This is a genomic window from Streptomyces sp. NPDC058326 (assembly GCF_042879855.1).
GTDB lineage: Bacteria > Actinomycetota > Actinomycetes > Streptomycetales > Streptomycetaceae > Streptomyces.
Map to the genome: position 1 here is coordinate 198,939 of NZ_JBHVZO010000010.1, position 21,003 is coordinate 219,941.

The window sequence follows — 21,003 nt, forward strand, 5'->3', positions numbered from 1 at the left end:
CGCCGGGGCGGTGGGCCACAGCGACTCCAGCCGGCGTCGCCGTGGTGCGGCGGGGGTCAGCCGGTCCGTTTACGCCGGGGCGGTGGGCAGCGGCCCAGCCTGGGCCGTGGTGTGGCGGGTCAGCCGGTCCACACGGCGGCGACGGCCTCGGCGTGCCGCGCGGCCTGGGCGTGCCCCGCGCGGGCCGCGGTCGCCCGGTGGGCCGGGTCGAGCGCGTTGCGGCCGAAGGCCTTCCGGGCGTCGGCGTCGGCGGTGATCACCTCGACGCGCGCGCCCGCCTCCGCGAGGTCGGCGCCCTGCCGGGCCGGGGAGAGCACGACCTTGTTGCCTCGGCCGTCGGGGGCGATGACGACGACGCGGTCGTATCCGGCGGCGACGTGGGCGTTGGCCGTGGAGTGGATCCCTCCGTCGATCCAACGGCGGCCGCCGATCGTGGCCGGCGGCCAGAGGCCGGGGACGGCGCAGCTCGCGGTGACGGCGTCGATCAGCGGAATCCCACTGTCGGCGTCGTACGTGTGGAGTTCTCCGCTCACGGCGTCGACGGCGGTGACCAGCAGCCGCCGCCCGGGCCAGTCGGTGACCTGGTCGAGCCGCCGGGCCACGGTCTCGCGGCGGGCCGCCTCGTCGACGGTCCGGGCCGTGAGGGCGAGCCGGCCGACCTTCCGCCCGTACGCCTCCGGGGTGCGGGAGGTGAGGACGGCGACGGCGTACCGCAGCACGGTCGGGATCCCGAGGCGGGCGGCGGGCTCGGAGTCCGTCCCGTTCAGCTGCCGTTCGTACAGCCCTTCCACGGTGACGGCGCCGGAGGCGAGCTGGGCCCCGACGACCGCACCGGCGGAGCTGCCGACGATCAGGTCGGCGCAGGACAGATCGGTCCCGGCCTCGGCGAGGCCCCTCAGGATCCCGGTCTCCCACGCCGCCCCGACGAGCCCGCCCGCACCGAGGACCAGGGCCGTCCGCTTCTCACCACGCGTCATGTGCCCATCCTGGCGCAGCAGTTGCGGGCTCGCGCGGCCGGGGTCGCTCAGAGGTGCTTGAGGGCCTCACGGACGGAGAGGGGGGAGAGCCGGGTGGTGTGGGCGGCGACGAAGGCCCGTACCTCGCCGGGGGCGGTCTTGGCGTACTCGCGCAGGGCCCAGCCGATGGCCTTGCGGAGGAAGACGTCGGTGTCGGGGGCGCGACGGAGGCAGTGGGCGAAGAGCCGGTCGGCGTCCGTGGCCGCTTTGAAGCGGAGCTGGTGGAGGAGGGCGGTCCTGGCCACCCACGGGTCGTCGTCCTCGATCCACTCGTCCATGCGGGCGCCGAGGGAGGAATCGGCCGCGACGAGGCCGCCGACGACGTGGGCGGCGAGGTGGTCGACGGTGTCCCACCACGGGACGGTGGTGACGAGCCGGCGGGCGACGGGCAGGAAGGCGGCGGAGCAGCTCTTCACATGGCGGCGGAGGTAGTCGACGGCGAAGTAGTGGTACTCGCGCTCGGGCAGGGCGAAACAGCGCAGCGCGACGGCGGCGCAGTCGGCCTCGTCGGGCCGCGGGGTGCCGTCGAGGACGGTACGGGACAGGGCCCGGCGTTCGGGGGTGCGTACACCGAGGAAGGGGGCGACGCCCTTCATGTACGCGACCATCTCCTGCGCCCGGAAGGGGTTGCCCGCGGCCGGGTAGACGGTGGTGAGCCGGTCGAGGACGGTGTCGGCGAGGGCACTGTCAGGGGCGTCCCCGGCGAGCGCGGCACCGTCGGCGCCGCCGCCAGGTGGCGCGGTGTCAGTCATGGACCCTCCCTGTCGTGAGGTGTTCCGGCCCGTCATGGGCCGATCCGGACGCCCGTCGTGCGGGCCGCCGACGGACCGAGGGGGGACGACGGACCGGCCGGGCGGTGGGTCGGCCGACCGGGGGTCGACCGGGCGGGGGGGCGGCCTCATCGCCGCCCCCGGCGGCCTACCGGTCGTCCGTCCGCCGACGGACGGACATGACGCGCATTACGGCGATCATACGGACGCGTCCGCTACTCTCCCCCAATGCTCGCTCCCGCGCCCCGGCCGTCGGGCTCCTTCGCCGTCCGCTGCTCCCGGGCCCTGCTCTCGCCCCGCGCACGGCTCTCACTGCTCGTCCTGCTGCTGCTCACCGCGGCGTCCCTCGTGGTGCTGTACGAGCCGCAGCGGCTCCTCGCCTCGGGCTGGCCGCCACGGACGAGCGGCGCCGGGGCGGTGCTGCTCTTCGGCTTCGCGTACGGGGTGTGCACGGCGGCGTTCGTGCCGCGGCCGGTGCTCAATCTCGCGGCGGGCGCGCTGTTCGGTTCGGCCGCGGGTCTGACGGCGGCGCTCGCGGGGACGGTGCTGGGCGCCGGGATCGCGTTCACCCTCGGCCGGTTCCTGGGGCAGGACGCACTGCGGCCGCTGCTGCGGGGCCGCTGGCTGACGGCGGCGGACGGGCAGCTCAGCCGGCACGGGTTCCGTTCGATGCTGGCGATCCGGCTGTTCCCGGGGGTGCCGTTCGCCGCGGCCAACTACTGCGCCGCGGTCTCCCGTATGGGGTACCTGCCGTTCCTCCTCGCGACGGCGCTCGGCTCGGTCCCCAACACGGCGGCGTACGTCGTGGCGGGCGCCCAGGCCGGTTCGCCGGGCTCGCCCGCCTTCCTCTTCTCCGCGGGGTTCATCGTCCTGTCGGGCCTGGCCGCCGCGGTGGTCGCCTGGCGCAAGCGGCACGGCCTGCGGGCCCCCGCCGCGGCTCCCGCCCCGGCGGGCACACCGGAGCCGGAGCCGGTGGGCAGCACTCTCTGATACAAGGCCCCGCGCGGTTGTCGACGCGGGTCAACACACCTAGAGCGCCTCGACGATCATCGCGTTGGCGAGGCCGCCCGCCTCGCACATCGCCTGCAGACCGTATCGGCCGCCCCTGGCCCGCAGGGCGTGGACGAGGGTCGTCGTGAGGCGGGTGCCGCTGGCGCCGAGGGGGTGGCCGAGGGCGATGGCGCCGCCGTGGACGTTGACCTTGGCCGGGTCCGCGCCGGTCTCCCGCTGCCAGGCCAGGACGACGCTCGCGAAGGCCTCGTTGATTTCGAAGAGGTCGATGTCGGTGAGCGAGAGGCCCGCCCGGCGCAGGACCTTCTCGGTGGCCGGGATGACGCCGGTGAGCATGAGCAGCGGGTCGGAGCCGGTGACGGCGAAGCTGTGCAGCCGGGCGAGGGGCCGCAGGCCGAGGCTCCTGGCGGTGTCGGCGGCCATGACGAGGACGGCGGACGCGCCGTCGTTGACGGGGCTGCTGTTGCCGGCGGTGACGGACCAGTCGATCTGCGGGAAGCGGGCGGCGAAGGCGGGGTCCTCGAAGGAGGGCCGGAGTCCGGCGAGGATCTCGGGGCTTGTGGTGGGGCGTACGGACTCGTCACGGCGGACGTCCTCGTACGGGGCGACCTCGGCGTCGAAGAGGCCGGCCGCCCAGGCGCGGGCCGCCTTGGCGTGCGACGCGGTGGCGAAGGCGTCCATGGTCTCGCGGTCGATCGACCACTTGGCGGCGATGAGTTCGGCGCTCACGCCCTGCGGGACGAGGCCCTCGGGGTAGCGCTCGGCGACGCCGGGGCCGAAGGGGTCGGCGCCGGGCGGCACGTTGGACCACATGGGGACCCGGCTCATGGACTCGACTCCGCAGGCGACGGCGATGTCGTACGCCCCGGAGAGGACGCCCTGGGCGGCGAAGTGGACGGCCTGCTGGGAGGACCCGCACTGCCGGTCGACGGTGGTGACGGGAACGGACTCGGGGAATCCCGCGCCGAGCCAGGCGTAGCGGGTGGTGTTCATGGCCTGCTCGCCGACCTGATCGACGGTGCCGCCGATCACGTCGTCGACGAGGGCGGGGTCGATGCCGCTGCGTTCGACGAGGGCGCGCAGGGTGTGGGAGAGGAGGGCGACGGGGTGGACGTGGGACAGGGCTCCGCCCGCCTTGCCCTTCCCTATCGGGGTCCGGACGGCTTCGACGATGACGGCGTCGCGCATGACAGGCTCCTGAGTTGGAGAAGTGGACCAACACTCGTCGGTAACATATCCGAGTCAGTTGGGTTTTCAAACCCACTTCTCGGACGCTGCCCTACGCTGGAGCGATGAAGGTCTCCCCCCGCCCCTGCTCCATCGCCGACACCCTCGCGCTCGTCGGTGAGAAGTACGCGCTCCTCGTGCTCCGCGAGGTGTCGCTGGGGGTGCACCGCTTCGACCGGATCGCCCGCAACACCGGCGCTCCCCGCGACATCCTCACCGCCCGCCTCAAGCGGCTCGTCGAGGCCGGAATCCTGGAGAAGGTGCCGTACAGCGAGCGTCCCCCGCGCTTCGAGTACCGGGCCACCGCCGCCGGCGAGGAGCTCCAGCCGGTGCTGGTGACCCTGATGGCCTGGGGCGACCGCCACCTCAACGCCGACGCCGGCCCCGTGGTCCTGGAGCACGAGTGCGGCGAGGTCCTCAGCCCCCGCCTGGTGTGCGCCCACTGCGGCGGCGAGGCCGGCCGCGAGAGCCTCAGCGCCCATGTCAGGGCACCGGGATGGACGACGGCCGGGCCGACAGGCCCTCAGGAGGCCTGAGCACGGGCGCGTCATCTTGGGACGGTACGCTGCGCACGACCTTCTGACGGCACACGTACATAACGGGACGGCCCTAGCCCCATGAGTTGGTTCGAATCGTTCATCCTCGGGCTCGTCCAGGGGCTGACGGAGTTCCTTCCCATCTCCTCCAGCGCGCACCTCCGTCTCACCGCGGCGTTCGCCGGCTGGCACGACCCGGGTGCGGCCTTCACCGCGATCACCCAGATCGGCACGGAGACCGCGGTCCTGATCTACTTCCGCAAGGACATCGCCCGGATCGTCTCGGCCTGGTTCCGCTCCCTCACGAACAAGGCGATGCGCTCCGACCACGACGCCCAGATGGGCTGGCTGGTGATCGTGGGTTCGATCCCGATCGGAGTCCTCGGCGTCACGTTCAAGGACCAGATCGAGGGCCCGTTCCGCGACCTGCGGCTCATCGCCACCACGCTGATCGTCATGGGCGTCGTCCTCGGCATCGCGGACCGTCTCGCCGCCCGCGACGAGATCGGCGGTCGCCACCGGGTGGTCCGCGAGCGCAAGACGCTCAAGGAACTCGGTGTGAAGGACGGCCTGATCTTCGGCCTCTGCCAGGCGATGGCACTCATCCCGGGCGTCTCCCGCTCGGGCGCGACGATCTCCGGCGGCCTGCTCATGGGCTACACCCGCGAGGCGGCCGCCCGTTACTCCTTCCTCCTCGCGATCCCCGCGGTCCTCGCCTCCGGAGTGTTCGAACTGAAGGACGCGGGCGAGGGGCACGTCTCCTGGGGCCCGACGATCTTCGCCACGGTCATCGCCTTCGTGGTGGGCTACGCCGTGATCGCCTGGTTCATGAAGTTCATCACCACGAAGTCCTTCATGCCGTTCGTGATCTACCGGATCCTGCTCGGCATCCTGCTGTTCTTCCTGGTGGGCACGGACGTCCTGAGCCCGCACGCGGGCGAATCCGGCGGCTGAAACCGGGCCGCGCAGCTAGCGCCATCCAGCATTTCCCAGCGCCTGATTGCAGCACCACGCCATGATCACCTCCCACTCGCGTGGGCAAGGCGCTTCAGCGGTCACGCGGCTGTCCAGATGAGGATGGCGGCGAGGTGGAGTGCGGCCTGGTAGGCGATGGCGGGCTTGTGGGTCCGGATCGCGCGGGACGCATACGCCTTGTCGGCCAGGACCACATCCGGTGTGGTCCTGGGCCGGCCGCGGCACCCGCGGCCATGGCCTCGGGGAACGCGGGTGCGTCACCTGCCTGGCCGGGCGTGAGGACGAAGGCGAGCGGGCGGCAGCGGCTGTCCGCGGTGAGGCGGATCTTGGTGGTCAGTCCGCCGCGGCAGCGTCCGAGGGCATGGTCGTCCGGCTCGCCGGCCGGAGCCCCTTTTGGGCACCCTTCCACGAACCGAAGTGCTCGGGCAGATCCATCCACGGTGTGCCGATGCGGTAGTTGAACGCGATCGCGTCGATCACCTGCCGGTGATCACGCCGTCACCCGCCCCGCCGCGGAGTCCGGTCCGGCACCAACGGCTCGATCCTCGCCCACTGGGCATCAGTCAACGACACACATCAACCAACGATCAGATGATCCGAAGGAAACGTCCTGGGGGCAGCTACCGCGGGGCTTCCGCGCGGAAGACCTCTGGATTCGCTCGGCGTCCGTCTCGATGCCCCGGCGGCGGCCGGCCCGCCGGAGCATGCGGTCAGCCTCCACATCTGCAGCTTGGCAGCCAGGACAGGCGTGGGTGCGACGGCGAGAATGCGGCGGGCATCAAGGCGGTCAGAGTTCCAGGCTTGTCCCTGAACGCCTCGATCATCGCCGGGAAGTACTCCCTCGGCAGGGACCGCAGCTGATTGGCGACCTGCCGCCGGTTCCAGACCGCGTCCTGCTGCGGGGATCGGGCACCATGGCGACCGGCTCCTCGACCTCCACGCCGCGTCGTCGTTCCCGCCTGGCACGATCCGGCGGCCGAAGGGACCGCCGGGGATGGAAATTCGCCGATCGCGCTCACGGGAATCGCTTCGCGATCGCCGCCGTGATCACATCCGGCGCGTGTTCCTGAATGAAGTGCCGCGCGTGTGGCAGCTCGACCACGGTCAGATCGGTGAAGGCCGCACGCATCCGCGGGACAGAGGCGTTCGGACGGAACACCCTGTCCTTCATTCCCCACACCAGCAGGGCCGGCTTGTCGCCGAGCTGGGCAGGCACGTCCTGTGCAAGCTGGTCCAGCAGCGGGCGGGCGGCACGAATTTCCCTGGGCGTCATGGCGAGTCCGCGCCGGGCCTCCGCGGTGGGCTGCACCGCGCGGTAGTGGTCGGCTTCTGACGCGGTGAGCTTGCGCCCCAATTCTGCGAGCAGGACGCGCTCAACGAGAAAGTTCTGTTCGAGTATCCGCCGCTGCATGGGACGGCTGCCCATAACCACGCTGAAAGCCCGATTCGCCATCGCTTCGACCGGCCAGAACACTGTGTTGCCCAGCACGATCCCTCTCACCCGGTCCGCGCGCGCGGTGATCGCGCCCAACCCGATGGGGCCGCCCCAGTCGTGACCCATCAGGACGAAGCCGTCGAGCTGCAGGTGATCGATCAACTCGCCGAGGACCGTGGTGTGCTCGGCGATGGTGTAGCCGAAACCCGCAGGGCGTTCGGACAATCCGAACCCCAGGTTGTCGACGGCGACACACCGGTACCGGTCACGGAGGGCCTTCACGATGTGACGGTAGAGGAAACTCCACGCCGGAGCACCGTGACAGAACAGAAGCGTTGGCCCGGTTCCCTCATCGATGTAGTGAACCCTGCCTGCGGACGAGTCGAACCAGCGTGTTCCGAAGGGGTACAGGCTCGGGTCGGGAACGAAGTCGATCATCGTTGCACTCTCCTCCTGGTCTGCGCTGCGTCCTGTCGGCCTGGATCCTCGTCGCCGCTACAGGTGTAGAGCCTCCGCGATCGGGACTCTACACCTGTAGCATCGGGTCGTGTCTTCGATTGCGGCGAGTGGCAGTGAGCGGCGGGAGGCGATCGCCGAGAGTGGAATTCGCATCATCGCCCGCGAAGGCGTTCGCGCCCTGACCCATCGAGCCGTCGACCGCGAAGCGGGGATACCGCAGGGATCGACCTCACATCACGCGAGGACGCGGCTCGCGCTTGTGGAACTCATCGTCGACGCACTCGCTGCCCGTTCGAAGGCCGACGCCGAAGAACTCGCAGACTCTCTGAACACGACGTTCGAGCGCGAACACCGGCTCGGCGTCGAAGAGCTTGCCGCGCTGATCGCAGGACTCGCCGAGACTCTCGCACTCCGTCGCTACGACATGAGAGCCCGATACGCCCTCATCCTCGAACTCGATGACGCGCCACACCTTCGAGCAAAGCTGACAGCAGACTCCGAGGTATACGCCATCACCCAAAAGTTGACGGCGTCGGCCCTCAACAGAGCAGGACTCCCCAACTCAGACGCGCGTGTTGAGGAACTGATCGCCCTCACGGACTCGCTGGTGTTCCACCGGACCGCCATCAACGAGACCGTCTCGCTACAGACCATTCTTGCCGCCTACCTACGCGGCATAGCCAGAACCTAGTGCTGCATCAGGCAATGTCCGCCCTGTAGTTCGTGACGCGCCCGGTCGGGTTGCCGGCCGCCGCCATCGAGGAGGGCCTGTCCTCGATGGCGGCATCGTGACCCGGCAGCTCCTATCGTCTGCTGCCGGCCCGACGGGCTGGCCTCACTTCAGGTGCCGGGCGAGGAATCGTCCCGCTTCGTCGCCTGCGGACTGCGGGACGCCGGTGTGCCCGCCCATGTTGGCGTGCAGTGTCTTCTCCTTGGAGCCGAAGGCGTCGAACAGGTCCAGGGCCGCCTGCCGGTCGTTCCCTTCGTCGTCCCACTGCAGCAGGACGTGCAGCGGAATGGTGACCTGGCGGGCCTCCTCGAGCATAGCGCGGGGCACGAAACTCCCGGCGAACAGGACGGCGGCCGCGATGCGCGGCTCGACCGCTGCCAGCCGGGTCCCGATGGAGATCACTCCCCCCGAGTACCCGACCGGGCCGCCGATCTCGGGCAGCGAAAGGAGGGCGTCCAGGGCGGCCTGCCATTCCGGGACCGCCTTGTCGACCAGGGGGAGGATGAGCGCGTCGATGATCTCGTCGCTGACCCGCTCGCCGGCCTCCATCGCCCGGCGCAGGTCGGCGAGGGCCTGCTCGGCGGCGGGCCAACGGGGCCTGTCGCCGCTCCCGGGGAGCTCGATGGTGGCCGTGGCGAAGCCGTCCGCCGCGGAGTGTCGGGCTCGGGCCACCAGCCGGGGGTACGTCTTGCGCAGCCCGAGAGGCGGGGGGCCGAGCAGGATCAGCGGGGCCGGTGCGGAGGCGGGCGTCCACAGGATGCCGGGGATCTCGCCGAGGGTGAATTCGCGCTCGAGGACGCCGTCGTCGAGGCGTTGTTCGGAAGTGACTTGCATGGCCGTGCCTTTCGGGAGTGCTCATGAAGAGGCGCTCCCGGACGACCTATCGCTGTCGCCCGACCGTGACCCCGGAGGGGAGCACCCATGTCGATACTGCGTTCACGGGTACCACCTCCTTGTTCTCTCGCACGGCCTCCGGAAAGGTAGCAGTGGTCGCCGTGGTCCGCCAATGGGCCTTTACGGGCCTGTCCGGTCGCGTGTCGGCCGGTCTCGAAGGCATCGAGCAGGCGCCGAGCTTCTTCCTGTTCAGCCATGGACCGGTCACGCCGGCGTCTGTCTAAAGGTTCCCCTGACCGTGGAGCGGGAGATTGCCGATTCGCTGCAAACCAGGTGGCTGCGCTTCGTGGCCGGCGAGGGAGAGCACTGGAAGGTGCCGTCTCCCACTGCTCTTCCATTCGATCTTGATGAGCTCGGCATCCTGCTGTTCATCCTGGTCGGCTGTTCATCCTGGTCGGCACGGACGTCCTGAGCCCGCACGCGGGCGAGTCCGCGGGCTGACCCGCCGTCGGCCGGGGGTGCCTCGCCCCCGGCCCCGCGCCGCTCCCCCGCCGCGACGGTACGGGGCCGCGCACGCCTCTTGGCCACGGGCGCGGCCTGCCCGACACTGAACCATGACGCAGCGCGTGGACCTCGCGACCGTGATGGACCGAATCGCCCTCGACGACCTGATCACCGGGTACGCGACGGCCGTGGACGACGCCGACTGGACCGCCTACCTGGCCCTGTTCACCCCGGACGGCCGGGCCGACTACCGGGGCTCGGGCGGGATCGAGGGCCCGGCCGCCGACGTGGCCGGCTGGCTCGCCGAGGCGATGACGCTCTTCCCCGTCCGCCAGCACCTCATCGTGAACCGGCGGGTCCTCTTCCGGGAACCGCCCGGGTATCAGGAACCGGGTGACGCGGCCGACGTGCGCGCCGACTACGTCAACCCGATGCGGTTCGCCTCCGGCGAGGACTTCGTCTGCGGGGGCCGCTACGCCTTCGCGGCCCTGCGCACCGCCGAAGGCTGGCGGCTGCGCTCGGTCGTCGTCGACGAACGGTGGCGCCGGCACCGGTGAGACGGCGGGCCGGGCCCTGGCCCCCACCGTGCCGCGCCGGCCCCAGTCACGCCCGACACTGGAGACAAGGGCGGGAGGACCCATGCGGATTCCGTTCGGAAGCCAGAACCGGGGCCGAGCCGAGCCCCCGGGCCCGGACCAGGGCCTGGCGCGGCCGCGCCAGGGCGGACGCTCCCTGCTCGCCATCGCGCGGGGCCGGACCGAAGGACCCGGACCCGGCCACCGGCAAGGCCCCGGGCAGTGGGTCCGGGGCGGGCGGTCGTTCGTCGCGGTCTGCTGCGGCGCGCTGCCCGCGCTCGCCTTCCCCGCTCCCGGCCTGTGGTGGTGGGCGTACCTGGCGCTCGTCCCGTGGCTGCTCCTCATCCGAACGGCTCCGGGGGCCCGCCGTGCCGCCCTGGACGGCTGGCTCGGCGGTATCGGTTTCGTCCTCGCCGTCCATCACTGGCTGCTGCCCAGCCTCCACGTCTTCCTGCTCCCGCTCGCCGCGCTCCTCGGTCTGCTGTGGCTGCCGTGGGGCTGGCTCGTACGGTCCCTGCTCGGCGGCGCGCCGTCACCGTCGCGGGCCGCCGCGGCCCTGCTCGCGGTGCCGTCCGGCTGGCTGCTCATCGAAATGGTCCGTTCCTGGGAGGGGCTCGGCGGCCCGTGGGGTCTGCTCGGGGCGAGCCAGTGGGAGGTTCCGGCGGCGCTGCGGCTCGCCTCCATCGGCGGGGTCTGGCTGGTGAGCCTGCTCGTCGTGGCGGCGAACACGGCGGTGGTCCTGCTCCTGGCGGCGCCGGGGCTGCGTACCGTCGGGGTCGCGGGGGCCGCCGCCTGCGCGCTCGTGGCGGGCACGGCGGCCTGGGGCGTCGGTGCGCCGGCCGAGAGCGGGACGGTGCGCGTGGGCCTCGTACAGCCTGGGGTGTTCGAGGGTTCCGAGGGACCCGAGCGGCGGTTCGCCCGGGCCGAGGAACTGACCCGTACGCTCGCGGGGCAGCGTCTCGACCTGGTGGTCTGGGGCGAGAGCGGTGTGGGCGTCGACCCGGCCGGCCGGCCCGAACTCGCCGCCCGGCTCACCGCCCTCGCGCGAGCGGTCGACGCGCCGCTCCTGGTGAACGTGGACGCGCGCCGGGCCGACCGCCCGGGCATCTTCAAGAGCGCCGTCCTGGTCGGTCCGGCGGGGCTCACGGGTGAGCGCTACGACAAGATGCGGCTCGTGCCGTTCGGTGAGTACGTCCCGGCGCGCGAGGTCCTGGGCTGGGTGACCTCATTCGGCAGGGCGGCCGAGGAGGACCGGCGGCGGGGTACGGAGCCGGTCATCATGACTCTCGCTGGTTCCGGCGGGGGCCAGGACCTGCGGATCGGGCCGCTGATCTGTTTCGAGTCGGCCTTTCCCGACATGAGCCGGCGTCTCGTCAGGGACGGCGCGGGTCTGGTGGTCGTCCAGTCGGCGACGAGCACCTTCCAGGAGAGCTGGGCGCCCGCGCAGCACGCGTCCCTGGCGGCACTGCGGGCGGCGGAGACGGGCCGGCCCGTGGTCCACGCGACGCTCACCGGCGTCAGTGCCGCGTACGGCCCCGACGGGCGCCGGATCGGGCCCGTCCTCGGCACGGACGCGAGCGCCGTCGCCGTCCGTGAGCTCCCGCGCTCGGCGGCGACGACGTTCTCCGTCCAGTGGGGCGACTGGCCGTTGTACGGGGCGCTCGTCGTGGTGGGCGCGGTGTGCGCCGCGGAGGGAGCGGGCGCGTTCAGGAGGCCTGGGCCAGTGCCTCGCGGACCACGCGCTCGCACAGCTCGTGGGTCAGCAGGGCGTCTCGGGCGCTGAGCAGCCGCCCGTCCCGTACGGCGCCGAGGAAGGCGAGTACGGCCTGCTCGATCCCGCGCTGGCGGGCGACCGGAACCCAGTCTCCGCGCCGGCGCAGGGTCGGCTGGCCCTTGTGGTCGACGACGTCGGAGAGGTTGAGGACCTGGCGCTTGGTGTCCTGGCCCGAGACCTCCAGGATCTCCTCGGTGGAGCCGTTCATCCGGTTCATCATGCCGAGGGCGGTGAAGCCGTCGCCGGAGAGCTGGAGCACGACGTGGTGCATGAGCCCGTCGCGGACCCGGGCCCGCACGTCCACGTGCTCGACCTCGCCGGGCAGCAGGAACCGCAGGGTGTCGACGACGTGGATGAAGTCGTCGAGGACGAGGGTGCGGGGGTCCTCGGGCAGGCCCACCCGGTTCTTCTGCAGGACGATCAGGTCCCGCGGGTGCTCGGCGCACTGGGCGTAGGAGGGGGCGAGCCGCCGGTTGAAGCCCACGGCGAGGCTGACGGCACGCTTCTCGGCGAGTTCCACGAGGCGCTCGGAGTCGGCGTACTCGTAGGCGAGGGGCTTGTCGACGTACGTGGGGACGCCCGCTTCGAGGAGGCGGCCGACGATCTCGGCGTGGACGGAGGTCGGCGCGTGGACGAAGGCCGCGTCGAGTCCGGCGGAGAGCAGCGCGTCGAGGTCGCGGTGACGCTGGGCGGCCGGCAGGTGGTGGGCCTCGGCGACACGGTCCAGGGTCGTGGCGGTACGGGTCTGGAGGTGGAGCTCGACCCCGGGGAGGGTGGCGAGGACCGGGAGGTACGCCTTCTGCGCGATGTCGCCGAGTCCGATGCAGCCAACCTTCACGGGGTCTCCCTTGTCGTGTCCGGCGGCCCGTCCGCGTGGGCCGTCCGCGCAGGTCAGCTTACGCGGGTGGCCCGAGCCACCGGCGGGTGCCAGTCGGCGATGCCGTCGAAGCCGCGCAGCACGAGGCCGGGTCCGAAGCGGGAGACGGCGCCGACCAGCGTGGAACGCAGGGCGACGGCGGGCCGGACGGAGAGCAGGGTGACAGCGCCGGTGCGGGCGGCCTTGCGGACGATGGCGGTGGTACGCGGCAGCCGGTCCGCGGTGTACGCGGCGAGGGCGCTGCCGGGCACGAAATCGGGTGCCGAGCGGGCGTGGTGGGCGAGGACGACGGCGTCCTCGATCGCCTGGTTCCCGCCCTGGCCGAGGCTCGGCATCATCGCGTGCGCCGCGTCGCCGAGGACGGCGACCCGGCCCCGGTGGAAGGCGGGCAGCGGGACGGGCAGGTGGTGGACGTCGTGGCGGAGGACCTGGCCGGGGTCGACCGCGGCGAGGATCTCGGGGACGGGGTGGTGCCAGTCGCCGAAGAGCCGCAGGAGTTCGGCCTTCTCGTCGTCGGGCGCGCGGCCGCCGGCGGGGGCCGCGGCCATGGCGTACGCGTAGATCCGGCCGTCCTTGAGGGGCTGGGTGCCCCACAGGCGTCCCGCGCCCCAGGTCTCGTGCGGGGCGAAGGGCCGCTCGGGGGCCGGGACGACGACGCGCCAGGTGGTGCAGCCCGCGTACTGGAGGCCGGGATGGTCGGGGAAGAGCGCGTGCCGGATCGCGGAGCGGATGCCGTCGGCGGCGACGACGAGTTCGGCCTCGACGTCGCCCTGCGGGGTGGTGAGGCGGGCGGGGCCGCGGTCGTCGCCGGGGTCGACGAGTGAGGCGGGCGCTCCGGTGCGGACGGTTCCTTCGGGGAGGGCTGAGGTGAGGATCTCGACGAGGGTGGCCCGGTGCAGGAGGACGAGCGGCCCGCCGAAGCGCGCGGCGGCGGCCTTGGCGTTCGTCCGGGCGAGCCAGCGGCCGGCGGGGGTGCGCATGCCGCCGTCGCCCTGCCAGGCGGCGAGGGCGCGGACGCGGTCGCCGAGGCCTATGACGTCGAGGGCGCGCTGGGAGTTGGGGGCGAGGCCGATGCCGGCGCCGACGGGGGTGAGGTCGGCGGCGCGTTCCAGGACGGTGACCTTCCAGCCGTTCCTGTGGAGGGCGACGGCGGCGGTGAGCCCGCCGATTCCGGCTCCGACGACGACGGCGCGGGGCTGTTCCATGGGTGCTCCTCGGATCAGGGAACTACAGGTGTAGTGCGTCCGGCATCCTGACCGTACTACAGGTGTAGTCGGCTCGGTAGTAGGTTGTCCCCATGACCGCACCCACGGCATCCCCGACTTCCTCCTCCGGCTCGTCCGCGACCGGCAGCCGCGACGCCGCCGGCTTCTCCACGGCCGGTACCCGCGACGCCGCCGACTCCCCCGCGGCCGGTACCCGCGACGCCGCCGGCCCGGAGACCCCAGCCTCCCGCGCCGAGCGGATCGGCGACGCCGCCCTCGACCTCCTGGTGGAGCGCGGCATGCGGGGCCTGACGCATCGCGCCGTGGACGAACGGGCGGGACTGCCGCAGGGATCGACGTCCAACCACGCGCGCACCCGCCAGGCCCTCCTGGAGGCCGCCGTGCGGCGCCAGGTCCAGCTGGAGGCACGGGTCCTGACCCCCGACGAGATGCCGGGCAGTACCGGCGACGGCGCCATGGACACCACCGCACTCGTGGACGCCCTCGCCCTCGCCCTGCACCGCTATCTCACCGACCACCGCGCCCTGCTCGTCTCCCGCTACGAGCTGGCCCTCGAAGCCACCCGCCGCCCCGAACTCCGCGCCTTCTTCGACACCGCGGGCTCCGTGTTCCACCGCCCGCTGGTCGCGATGATGACGGCGGCCGGATCGCGGGAGCCCGAGCGGCACGCGCTCTCCCTCATCGCCTGGAGCGAGGGGCTGATGTTCTCCTGCGCCGCCGGCTCCTTCCACGCGGCCGTGCCCAGCCGCACGGAACTGCGCACCGGTGTCGGCGAGTTGCTGAGGGGCATGCTCGGCGGCCGAACCCCGGCACCCTGAGGGAGACCGCAAAGCGGTGGCACGAACGGTGATCATCGGGCACGATGCCGCGCATGACCACCGAACGCACCGAATCCGTCCCCCGTGTCGACCCGTCCACCACCTCGGGCGAGCGCGAGGCGCTGGAGCAGTGGCTCGACTTCCACCGCGCGACCCTCGCGAGGAAGTGCGAGGGGCTCGACGACGCCCAGCTGCGCACCCTTTCCGCCGCGCCCTCGGACCTCAACCTCCTCGGCCTCGTCCGCCACATGGCCGAGGTCGAGCGCGGCTGGTTCCGCCGCACCCTGGCCGGCGAGGAGACCCGGGCGATCTACTCGACGGACGAGGACTACGACCGGGACATCCACACCACCGACGAGGACACCTACGAGGAGGCGTACGCCACCTGGCAGGCCGAGATCGACCACGCGCGCAGCGTGGCGGCGGGCCGCGGCCTCGACGATCTGGCCACGGGCCGGCGCCCCAGCGGAAAGAGCTACAACCTCCGCTGGATCTACCTCCACATGATCGAGGAGTACGCCCGCCACAACGGCCACGCGGATCTCCTCCGGGAGCGCATCGACGGCGCGACCGGCGACTGAGCGGGTCAAGGCAGGCCCCGTGGCGGCTCACCCGTGCGGGGCATTCCCCGCCGGTAGGGGCGCGAAGATCACCGCGGGGCCAGCAGAGTGGCGCGGTGCATGGAACCCGAACCACAGCGAAGATCCTGGTCGGAGCGGCCGTGGCCGCCCTCGCGGGCTGCGTCTCGGTGGACGCGGCCCCGCCGAGGACACCCGCCCCCGCGCCCGCCGCGGAGACCGTACGCCCCGCCCAGGAGGTGGCGCCGCAGATCGTCGAGGGCCCGGCCCGCGAGGCCCTCGAAGCGGCTCTGCCCGCTCCCCCGCCGACCGCCTCGCCCCGTGTGACGCCCACGTCGGACGTACGCCGGCAGGCGGTGGCACCGCCCCGGCCGGAGGCGCGGCGCCCCCAGTCCGTACCGCGACAGCGTGAGCGCCCGCGCCCGGCGCCCCGGCCGGCACCCCCCGAACTGCCGGAGCTGACCGGCCTGCCGAAGAAGGCGCCGGTGTCCCGGGCGGAGGTCTGCGAACTGGGTGAGCGGTACGGGGGCTGGGCCCCCGGCAGTGATCCGTCCAGGATCTGCCACGTGACGTACGGCCGCTGAGCCGCACACGGACGATCCACGACGGGGCCGGGGCGAACCACCCACGGACAGACCCACCTCCGGGCTGGGGCGACCCACCCCCGGGCAGACCCACCGCCCGGCCGGGCCCCACCCCCCGGGCGACCCACCACCGGGCCGGGGCGACCCAGCCCCGGGCGATCCACCACTGGGTCGGGGCAACCCTCCCACGGGCAGACCCACCGCCCGGCCGGGCCCCACCGCCGGGTACGGCTGCCGCCGGGCGGCTCGTGCCGATCGCGCGGACGGGCGCGGCGGCGGGCAGGGGGGCGCGCCTGCCCTGCCCGCTACCTCGCTCCCGCGCCCGCCCTGCCCGCCGCCTCACTCCGCCCGGAGTCGTAGCTCCAGGCGCTCGATGGCGGCCCGTACCCCGTTCCCGTAGCCGTCGTCGTCCAGGTGGTCGGAGGCCGCCCGGGCCCGGTCCAGATGGACCCGGGCGGCGTCGAACCGCCGGAGTGTGACGTAGTCGGCGGCGAGGTTGAGGTGGAGCGAGGGGTACAGCGCCCGGAGCGCGACGGCCGAACCGTGCGTGGCGAGCCGCTCGTCGGCGAGCCCCTCGGCCGCGCTCAGGGCCCGGAGGTCCCAGGCCAGCTCGGCGTCGGGGTCGTCCTGGGCATCCGCCATGTAATGCGCGAGGGTGCAGCGGTGCAGCGGGTCGCCGTCGGGGCCGATCTGCTGCCAGAGGAGCCCGAAGCGGTTGCGGGCCTCCTCCCGGTCGCCACCGTGGAGCAGCATCATGGCCTGCCCGATCCTGGTCATGACCCCGTCGTCCGACACCTGCTGCTGCTCGGTCACCGCGACCTCCACCCGCTCACCCACTGGGAGAGCCGACGCTAGCCGCACCCGGGCCCGATCGGGCCGAGGCTCAGCCGAGGTCCGGGATGCGCCAGTCGATCGGCTCGTGTCCCTGGGCCGCGACGGCCGCGTCGATCTGCGTGAAGGGCTGCGATCCGAAGAACTTCTTCGCCGAGAGCGGCGAGGGGTGGGCGCCCTTCACCACCACGTGCCGCTCCTCGTCGATGAGCGGCAGCTTCTTCTGCGCGTAGTTGCCCCAGAGGACGAAGACGGCGGGGTCGGGGCGCGAGGCGACGGCGGTGATCACCGCGTCCGTGAACTTCTCCCAGCCCTTGCCCTTGTGCGAGTTCGCCTCGCCGGAGCGAACCGTCAGAACCGCGTTGAGCAGGAGGACGCCCTGCTCGGCCCACGGCATCAGATAGCCGTTGTCCGGGATCGGGTGGCCGAGCTCGGCCTGCATCTCCTTGTAGATGTTCCGCAGGGAGGGAGGGGTCTTCACCCCGGGGCGGACCGAGAAGCAGAGGCCGTGACCCTGCCCCTCCCCGTGGTAGGGGTCCTGACCGAGGATCAGCACCTTCACCTTGTCGTACGGGGTGGCGTCGAGGGCGGCGAAGACCTCGTCCTTCGGCGGGAAGACCGGCCCCCGGGCGCGCTCCTGCTCGACGAACTCGGCGAGCTGCGCGAAGTACGGCTTGCGCAGCTCCTCGCCGAGAACGTCGCGCCAGGACTCGGGCAGCATGCTGGTGTCGGTCACGGTCAACAACCTCCGGTGGACGTTCCTGTCTATGTCCCCGAACCTACCGGGGGCCACTGACAGTGGCCCCCGCAGGCCTCCCGCGACCGTCTCCTACCAGCTGGCCCGGCGGTGCAGCTGCCAGAGCTGCATGACCGTCTGCGGGTCGAGGGCGACCTCGCCGCCGCCGATGTCGTCACTGGCCGCAATGTACAGCTTGCCCTGCCACAGCGGCAGCAGCCGGACGTCCTGGACCATGATCTCCTGGGCCTCGACGAACTCGTCCGTGACGGTCCCGCGGTCGCTCTCGCGGCGGGACTTCGGGAGCAGCTCGCCGGTGATCCTGGAGCTCACATAGGGCGTGCCGAGGACGTTCTCCTCGCCGATGAAGGGGGCGACGAAGTTGTCCGGGTCCGGGAAGTCGGGGAACCAGCCGCGCCCGAAGACCGGGTACTCCCCCTTCTGGTAGCCCGCCTGGAACTCCTTCCAGGGCTTGCCCTCCACGGTGACCCGGAAGAGTCCGGACTCCTCCAGCTGGCGCTTGAGCTCCTTGAACTCGGCGGCGGTGGAGGAGCCGTACCGGTCCGTCGTGTACCAGAAGGTCAGCTCGACGGGGTCGGTGATGCCCGCGTCGCGGAGGAGCTTCTTTGCCTTCTTCGCGCTCGGCGAGCCGAAGCGGTCGTAGAACTTGGTGGTGTGGGCCGCGATGCCCTTGGGCACCATCGAGTACAGGGGCTCGGCGGTGCCCTGGTAGACCCTGTTGACCAGTTCGTCGCGGTCGACGAGCTGGGCGATGGCCTTGCGCACGGCGGGCTTGGCGACCGAGGGGTCCTGGGTGTTGAAGACGAGGTAGCGGATGTCGGCGCCGGTCGACTCGATGAGCTGCAGGCCCTTGTTCTCGGGCTTGTCCTCCTGGAGCGCGATGACCTCCTCGGCGGTGAGGCCGCGGTAGGTGGCGTCGATCTCCTTCTTCTTCAGCGCGGCGACCATCGCGTCGGACTGGTCGAAGTACTTGATGGTCACGCCGCCGTTCTTACGGTCGGCGAAGCCCTTGTACGTGGGGTTCTTGGTCAGCTCCGCCGACTCCCGCTCGGTGTACGAGTCGAGGACGTACGGTCCCGAGCCGGTGACCTTGCCGTCCTTGCGGAGGCTGTCGGCCGGGTATTCGGCCGGGTCCACGAGGGACATGGCCGGCGTGGCGAGGACGAACGGGAAGGTGGCGTCCGACTTGTTGAGCCGGAAGACGACGGTCCTGTCGCCCACGGTCTCGATCTTGTCGAGCGAGCCGAGCATCCCGTTGGGGCCGCCCTTGTGGTTGATCGTGCGGATGCGCTCGATCGAGTACTGCACGGCCTTCGCGTCCAGCTTGTGCCCGTTGGAGAACGTGAGGCCCTCCACGAGCTTGCACTCGAAGACCCGGCTGGCGGTGTCGGAGAACTTGCATTCGGCGGCGTCCGAATCCGGGATCGTACTTCCGGTCGGGAAACTCACCAGGGTCTGGAAGACATTCCGGAAGAGCTCCCAGGAATTGTCCCAGGCGGCGGCCGGATCAAGCGTGGTGGGAGAACTCGTCGTGCCGACGACGATCCTCTGATCCCCGGCGGATTCGCTGTCCGAGAAGACACCGCATCCGGACACCAGGGATATGGACACAAGGGCTGCAGCGGCCTGCAGACTGGTCCGGTTGAACACGTGCACGCTCCTCGTTCAGCCAGGGGTCGGCCGACGATACCGCAGCACCCCGCCAGGTCAATCTTCGAGCCTGACGGGGCACTTGAGGCATTCACTGCACAACCGGGCTCAATCCGGACACAGATTCCGGAAAGTGTCCGGATATCGGTCACCCGACTCCGGCGTTCAGGAAAATCCCGCCGTCGACGACGAGCGTCTGACCAGTGATCCACTCCGACTGTGACGAGGTGAGGAAGGCGGCGGCGCCGCCGATGTCCTCGGGCTCGCCGAGCCGGCCGAGGGGATAGGCGGCGGCCGCCTCCGCTTCCCGGCCCTCGTACAGCGCCTGCGCGAATTTCGTCTTCACGACGGCCGGGGCGATGGAATTGACCCGCACGAGCGGGGCGAATTCATGCGCCAGCTGCAGGGTGAGATTGACCATCGCGGCCTTGCTCATGCCGTACGCGCCGATGAAAGGCGAGGCGGAGACTCCGGCGACGGACGCGATGTTCACGATCGCGCCGCCGTGCTCCTTCTGCCAGGCATGCCAGGTCCGCTGGGCGAAGCCGAGCGCGGAGACCACGTTCGTCTCGAAGACCTTGCGGGCCACGCCGAGATCCAGATCGGCGATCGGTCCGAAGACCGGATTCGTGCCGGCGTTGTTGATCAGGAAGTCCACCCGGCCGAAGCCGTCCATCGCCGCCTCGACGGCGGCGGCCTGATGGGCCTCGTCATGGGCCTTGCCGGGGACGCCGATCGCCCGGTCGGCGCCGAGCCGCTCGACGGCCTCCTTGAGGGCCTCCTCGCCGCGCCCGGTGATGACGACCCGGTCGCCACGGGCGACGAGCGCCTCGGCGATGCCGTACCCGATGCCCCGGCTCGCGCCGGTGACGAGGGCGACCTTGCCGGACAGCTCCGGCCGTTCCTGTGCGGTCATGTGTGCCTCGTTCCTCTCGCTTCGGATCGTCAGTTGAGCGGGCCGCCGGCCACGTACATGACCTGGCCGGAGATGAAGCCCGCGTCGTCACCGGCGAAGAAGGCGATGGCGTTGGCGACGTCCTCGGGGCGGCCGACCCGCTGCACCGGAATCATGGACGCGGCGGCCGCCTGGAACTCCTCGAAGCCCATGCCGACGCGTTCGGCGGTCTGCGCGGTCATCTCGGTGACGATGAAGCCCGGGGCGACGGCGTTGGCGGTGATGCCGAACTTGCCGAGCTCCTTGGCGAGGGTCTTGGTGAAGCCCTGCAGTCCGGCCTTGACGGCGGCGTAGTTGGCCTGGCCGCGGTTGCCGAGCGCCGAGGAGGAGGAAAGGGAGACGATCCGGCCGAAGCCCGCGTCCACCATGTGCTTCTGACAGGCCTTCGCCATCAGGAAGGCACCCTTGAGGTGCACGTTCATGACGAGGTCCCAGTCCGACTCGGACATCTTGAAGAGCAGGTTGTCGCGGAGCACACCCGCGTTGTTGACGAGGATCGTCGGCGCGCCGAGCTCGGCGGCGACGCGTGCGACGGCGGCCTCCACCTGCGCGCTGTCGGAGACGTCGCAGCCGACCGCCAGGGCGGTGCCGCCCGCGGCGGTGATCTTCTCGACGGTGTCCTTGCAGGCCGCCTCGTCGAGGTCGAGTACGGCGACGGCGCGGCCCTCGGCCGCGAGGCGGAGCGCCGTGGCGGCCCCGATTCCCCGTGCGGCACCCGTGACGACGGCTACGCGCTGCTCGGTGGTGGACATGCTTGGTTCTCCTCGCCCTTGGATGGCCCTGGTGGCGGCCGAGCCGGTCACCCGCTCCTGCGTCCCGCACATGAGCGACCGCTTAGTATCGTCCGCAGAACGAGACGCTAGAAGCCCTGGCACCCGGTG

At 71.8% G+C, this 21,003-nt stretch carries 22 protein-coding genes and 1 pseudogene; 10 read left to right on the plus strand and 13 right to left on the minus strand.

Annotated features, from left to right (window positions below):
- Positions 1-119: 119 nt before the first annotated feature.
- On the minus strand, positions 120-977 hold the full coding sequence (locus ACFVYX_RS20315; protein WP_389682775.1) for a patatin-like phospholipase family protein: 858 nt from the start codon (positions 975-977) through the stop codon (positions 120-122).
- A 47-nt stretch (positions 978-1,024) separates the two neighbouring features.
- Complete coding sequence (locus tag ACFVYX_RS20320; RefSeq protein ID WP_389682776.1) at positions 1,025-1,768, minus strand: DNA alkylation repair protein; 744 nt, start codon at positions 1,766-1,768, stop codon at positions 1,025-1,027.
- Between the two features lie 246 nt (positions 1,769-2,014).
- Here ACFVYX_RS20320 and ACFVYX_RS20325 point away from each other — a divergent pair, with 246 nt between their 5' ends.
- Complete coding sequence (locus tag ACFVYX_RS20325) at positions 2,015-2,776, plus strand: TVP38/TMEM64 family protein (protein WP_389682777.1); 762 nt, start codon at positions 2,015-2,017, stop codon at positions 2,774-2,776.
- A gap of 39 nt (positions 2,777-2,815) precedes the next feature.
- On the opposite strand, the gene ACFVYX_RS20330 is transcribed toward ACFVYX_RS20325, so the two are convergent.
- Positions 2,816-3,985 (minus strand): thiolase family protein, encoded by a 1,170-nt coding sequence (locus ACFVYX_RS20330; protein WP_389682778.1) that lies wholly within the window; start codon positions 3,983-3,985, stop codon positions 2,816-2,818.
- 104 nt (positions 3,986-4,089) lie between these two features.
- On the opposite strand from ACFVYX_RS20330, the gene ACFVYX_RS20335 reads away from it, so the two are divergent.
- Positions 4,090-4,560: a winged helix-turn-helix transcriptional regulator gene (locus ACFVYX_RS20335; protein ID WP_389682779.1), complete on the plus strand. Its 471-nt coding sequence runs from the start codon at positions 4,090-4,092 to the stop codon at positions 4,558-4,560.
- An 81-nt stretch (positions 4,561-4,641) separates the two neighbouring features.
- The gene (locus ACFVYX_RS20340) at positions 4,642-5,514 is read left to right on the plus strand and encodes an undecaprenyl-diphosphate phosphatase (RefSeq protein WP_389682780.1); all 873 of its coding nucleotides are present in this window, start codon (positions 4,642-4,644) and stop codon (positions 5,512-5,514) included.
- 101 nt (positions 5,515-5,615) lie between these two features.
- On the opposite strand, the pseudogene ACFVYX_RS20345 reads toward ACFVYX_RS20340, so the two are convergent.
- Positions 5,616-6,108: pseudogene (locus ACFVYX_RS20345) on the minus strand (transposase).
- A 442-nt stretch (positions 6,109-6,550) separates the two neighbouring features.
- Complete coding sequence (locus ACFVYX_RS20350) at positions 6,551-7,408, minus strand: haloalkane dehalogenase (RefSeq protein WP_389682781.1); 858 nt, start codon at positions 7,406-7,408, stop codon at positions 6,551-6,553.
- 109 nt (positions 7,409-7,517) lie between these two features.
- Between ACFVYX_RS20350 and ACFVYX_RS20355 the strand changes: the two genes are divergently transcribed.
- Positions 7,518-8,120, plus strand: a complete 603-nt coding sequence (locus ACFVYX_RS20355; RefSeq protein WP_389682782.1) for a TetR/AcrR family transcriptional regulator — start codon at positions 7,518-7,520, stop codon at positions 8,118-8,120.
- 144 nt (positions 8,121-8,264) lie between these two features.
- Here the strand turns inward: ACFVYX_RS20355 and ACFVYX_RS20360 are convergent, their stop codons facing one another.
- Positions 8,265-8,993: an alpha/beta hydrolase gene (locus tag ACFVYX_RS20360; RefSeq protein ID WP_389682783.1), complete on the minus strand. Its 729-nt coding sequence runs from the start codon at positions 8,991-8,993 to the stop codon at positions 8,265-8,267.
- Between the two features lie 298 nt (positions 8,994-9,291).
- Between ACFVYX_RS20360 and ACFVYX_RS20365 the strand changes: the two genes are divergently transcribed.
- From ACFVYX_RS20365 to lnt, 3 genes are all read left to right on the plus strand, one after another.
- The gene (locus tag ACFVYX_RS20365) at positions 9,292-9,465 is read left to right on the plus strand and encodes a hypothetical protein (RefSeq protein ID WP_389682784.1); all 174 of its coding nucleotides are present in this window, start codon (positions 9,292-9,294) and stop codon (positions 9,463-9,465) included.
- A gap of 142 nt (positions 9,466-9,607) precedes the next feature.
- On the plus strand, positions 9,608-10,054 hold the full coding sequence (locus ACFVYX_RS20370) for a nuclear transport factor 2 family protein (protein ID WP_389682785.1): 447 nt from the start codon (positions 9,608-9,610) through the stop codon (positions 10,052-10,054).
- A gap of 82 nt (positions 10,055-10,136) precedes the next feature.
- A complete protein-coding gene (gene lnt, locus ACFVYX_RS20375) occupies positions 10,137-11,855 on the plus strand; it encodes an apolipoprotein N-acyltransferase (protein ID WP_389682786.1) in 1,719 nt (572 codons plus the stop codon).
- Here the strand turns inward: lnt and ACFVYX_RS20380 are convergent.
- Entirely contained in the window at positions 11,779-12,684 is a 906-nt protein-coding gene (locus tag ACFVYX_RS20380) for a Gfo/Idh/MocA family protein (protein ID WP_389682787.1), read from the minus strand. The two genes, lnt and ACFVYX_RS20380, sit on opposite strands and share 77 nt — an antisense overlap.
- A 53-nt stretch (positions 12,685-12,737) precedes the next feature.
- A complete protein-coding gene (locus ACFVYX_RS20385) occupies positions 12,738-13,928 on the minus strand; it encodes an FAD-dependent monooxygenase (protein WP_389682788.1) in 1,191 nt (396 codons plus the stop codon).
- 92 nt (positions 13,929-14,020) lie between these two features.
- Between ACFVYX_RS20385 and ACFVYX_RS20390 the strand changes: the two genes are divergently transcribed.
- The 3 genes from ACFVYX_RS20390 to ACFVYX_RS20400 all read left to right on the plus strand — a co-directional run bounded on the left by ACFVYX_RS20390 (position 14,021) and on the right by ACFVYX_RS20400 (position 15,929).
- Positions 14,021-14,767, plus strand: coding sequence for a TetR/AcrR family transcriptional regulator (locus tag ACFVYX_RS20390; protein ID WP_389682789.1), 747 nt, complete (start codon positions 14,021-14,023; stop codon positions 14,765-14,767).
- A gap of 53 nt (positions 14,768-14,820) precedes the next feature.
- Positions 14,821-15,348, plus strand: coding sequence for a DinB family protein (locus ACFVYX_RS20395; RefSeq protein ID WP_389682790.1), 528 nt, complete (start codon positions 14,821-14,823; stop codon positions 15,346-15,348).
- 95 nt (positions 15,349-15,443) lie between these two features.
- Positions 15,444-15,929 carry a hypothetical protein gene (locus tag ACFVYX_RS20400; RefSeq protein ID WP_389682791.1) on the plus strand — a complete coding sequence of 162 codons (486 nt, stop codon included), beginning with the start codon at positions 15,444-15,446 and terminating at the stop codon, positions 15,927-15,929.
- A gap of 339 nt (positions 15,930-16,268) precedes the next feature.
- Here the strand turns inward: ACFVYX_RS20400 and ACFVYX_RS20405 are convergent, their stop codons facing one another.
- The 5 genes from ACFVYX_RS20405 to fabG all read right to left on the minus strand — a co-directional run bounded on the left by ACFVYX_RS20405 (position 16,269) and on the right by fabG (position 20,874).
- A complete protein-coding gene (locus ACFVYX_RS20405; RefSeq protein WP_389682792.1) occupies positions 16,269-16,742 on the minus strand; it encodes a hypothetical protein in 474 nt (157 codons plus the stop codon).
- Positions 16,743-16,812: 70 nt separating this feature from the next.
- Positions 16,813-17,496, minus strand: a complete 684-nt coding sequence (gene ung, locus ACFVYX_RS20410) for a uracil-DNA glycosylase (protein WP_389682793.1) — start codon at positions 17,494-17,496, stop codon at positions 16,813-16,815.
- 93 nt (positions 17,497-17,589) lie between these two features.
- Positions 17,590-19,167 carry an ABC transporter substrate-binding protein gene (locus ACFVYX_RS20415; RefSeq protein WP_389682794.1) on the minus strand — a complete coding sequence of 526 codons (1,578 nt, stop codon included), beginning with the start codon at positions 19,165-19,167 and terminating at the stop codon, positions 17,590-17,592.
- Positions 19,168-19,315: 148 nt separating this feature from the next.
- On the minus strand, positions 19,316-20,083 hold the full coding sequence (locus ACFVYX_RS20420) for an SDR family oxidoreductase (protein ID WP_389682795.1): 768 nt from the start codon (positions 20,081-20,083) through the stop codon (positions 19,316-19,318).
- A 29-nt stretch (positions 20,084-20,112) separates the two neighbouring features.
- The gene (fabG, locus tag ACFVYX_RS20425; protein WP_389682796.1) at positions 20,113-20,874 is read right to left on the minus strand and encodes a 3-oxoacyl-ACP reductase FabG; all 762 of its coding nucleotides are present in this window, start codon (positions 20,872-20,874) and stop codon (positions 20,113-20,115) included.
- Positions 20,875-21,003 lie beyond the last annotated feature (129 nt).

Bases quoted from the DNA above. Each gene is read 5' to 3' on its own strand.
- ACFVYX_RS20315 (WP_389682775.1), bottom strand. From the start codon at position 977: ATGACGCGTGGTGAGAAGCGGACGGCCCTGGTCCTCGGTGCGGGCGGG.
- ACFVYX_RS20320 (WP_389682776.1), bottom strand. From the start codon at position 1,768: ATGACTGACACCGCGCCACCTGGCGGCGGCGCCGACGGTGCCGCGCTC.
- ACFVYX_RS20325 (WP_389682777.1), top strand. From the start codon at position 2,015: ATGCTCGCTCCCGCGCCCCGGCCGTCGGGCTCCTTCGCCGTCCGCTGC.
- ACFVYX_RS20330 (WP_389682778.1), bottom strand. From the start codon at position 3,985: ATGCGCGACGCCGTCATCGTCGAAGCCGTCCGGACCCCGATAGGGAAG.
- ACFVYX_RS20335 (WP_389682779.1), top strand. From the start codon at position 4,090: ATGAAGGTCTCCCCCCGCCCCTGCTCCATCGCCGACACCCTCGCGCTC.
- ACFVYX_RS20340 (WP_389682780.1), top strand. From the start codon at position 4,642: ATGAGTTGGTTCGAATCGTTCATCCTCGGGCTCGTCCAGGGGCTGACG.
- ACFVYX_RS20350 (WP_389682781.1), bottom strand. From the start codon at position 7,408: ATGATCGACTTCGTTCCCGACCCGAGCCTGTACCCCTTCGGAACACGC.
- ACFVYX_RS20360 (WP_389682783.1), bottom strand. From the start codon at position 8,993: ATGCAAGTCACTTCCGAACAACGCCTCGACGACGGCGTCCTCGAGCGC.
- ACFVYX_RS20370 (WP_389682785.1), top strand. From the start codon at position 9,608: ATGACGCAGCGCGTGGACCTCGCGACCGTGATGGACCGAATCGCCCTC.
- lnt (WP_389682786.1), top strand. From the start codon at position 10,137: ATGCGGATTCCGTTCGGAAGCCAGAACCGGGGCCGAGCCGAGCCCCCG.
- ACFVYX_RS20385 (WP_389682788.1), bottom strand. From the start codon at position 13,928: ATGGAACAGCCCCGCGCCGTCGTCGTCGGAGCCGGAATCGGCGGGCTC.
- ACFVYX_RS20390 (WP_389682789.1), top strand. From the start codon at position 14,021: ATGACCGCACCCACGGCATCCCCGACTTCCTCCTCCGGCTCGTCCGCG.
- ACFVYX_RS20395 (WP_389682790.1), top strand. From the start codon at position 14,821: ATGACCACCGAACGCACCGAATCCGTCCCCCGTGTCGACCCGTCCACC.
- ACFVYX_RS20420 (WP_389682795.1), bottom strand. From the start codon at position 20,083: ATGACCGCACAGGAACGGCCGGAGCTGTCCGGCAAGGTCGCCCTCGTC.
- fabG (WP_389682796.1), bottom strand. From the start codon at position 20,874: ATGTCCACCACCGAGCAGCGCGTAGCCGTCGTCACGGGTGCCGCACGG.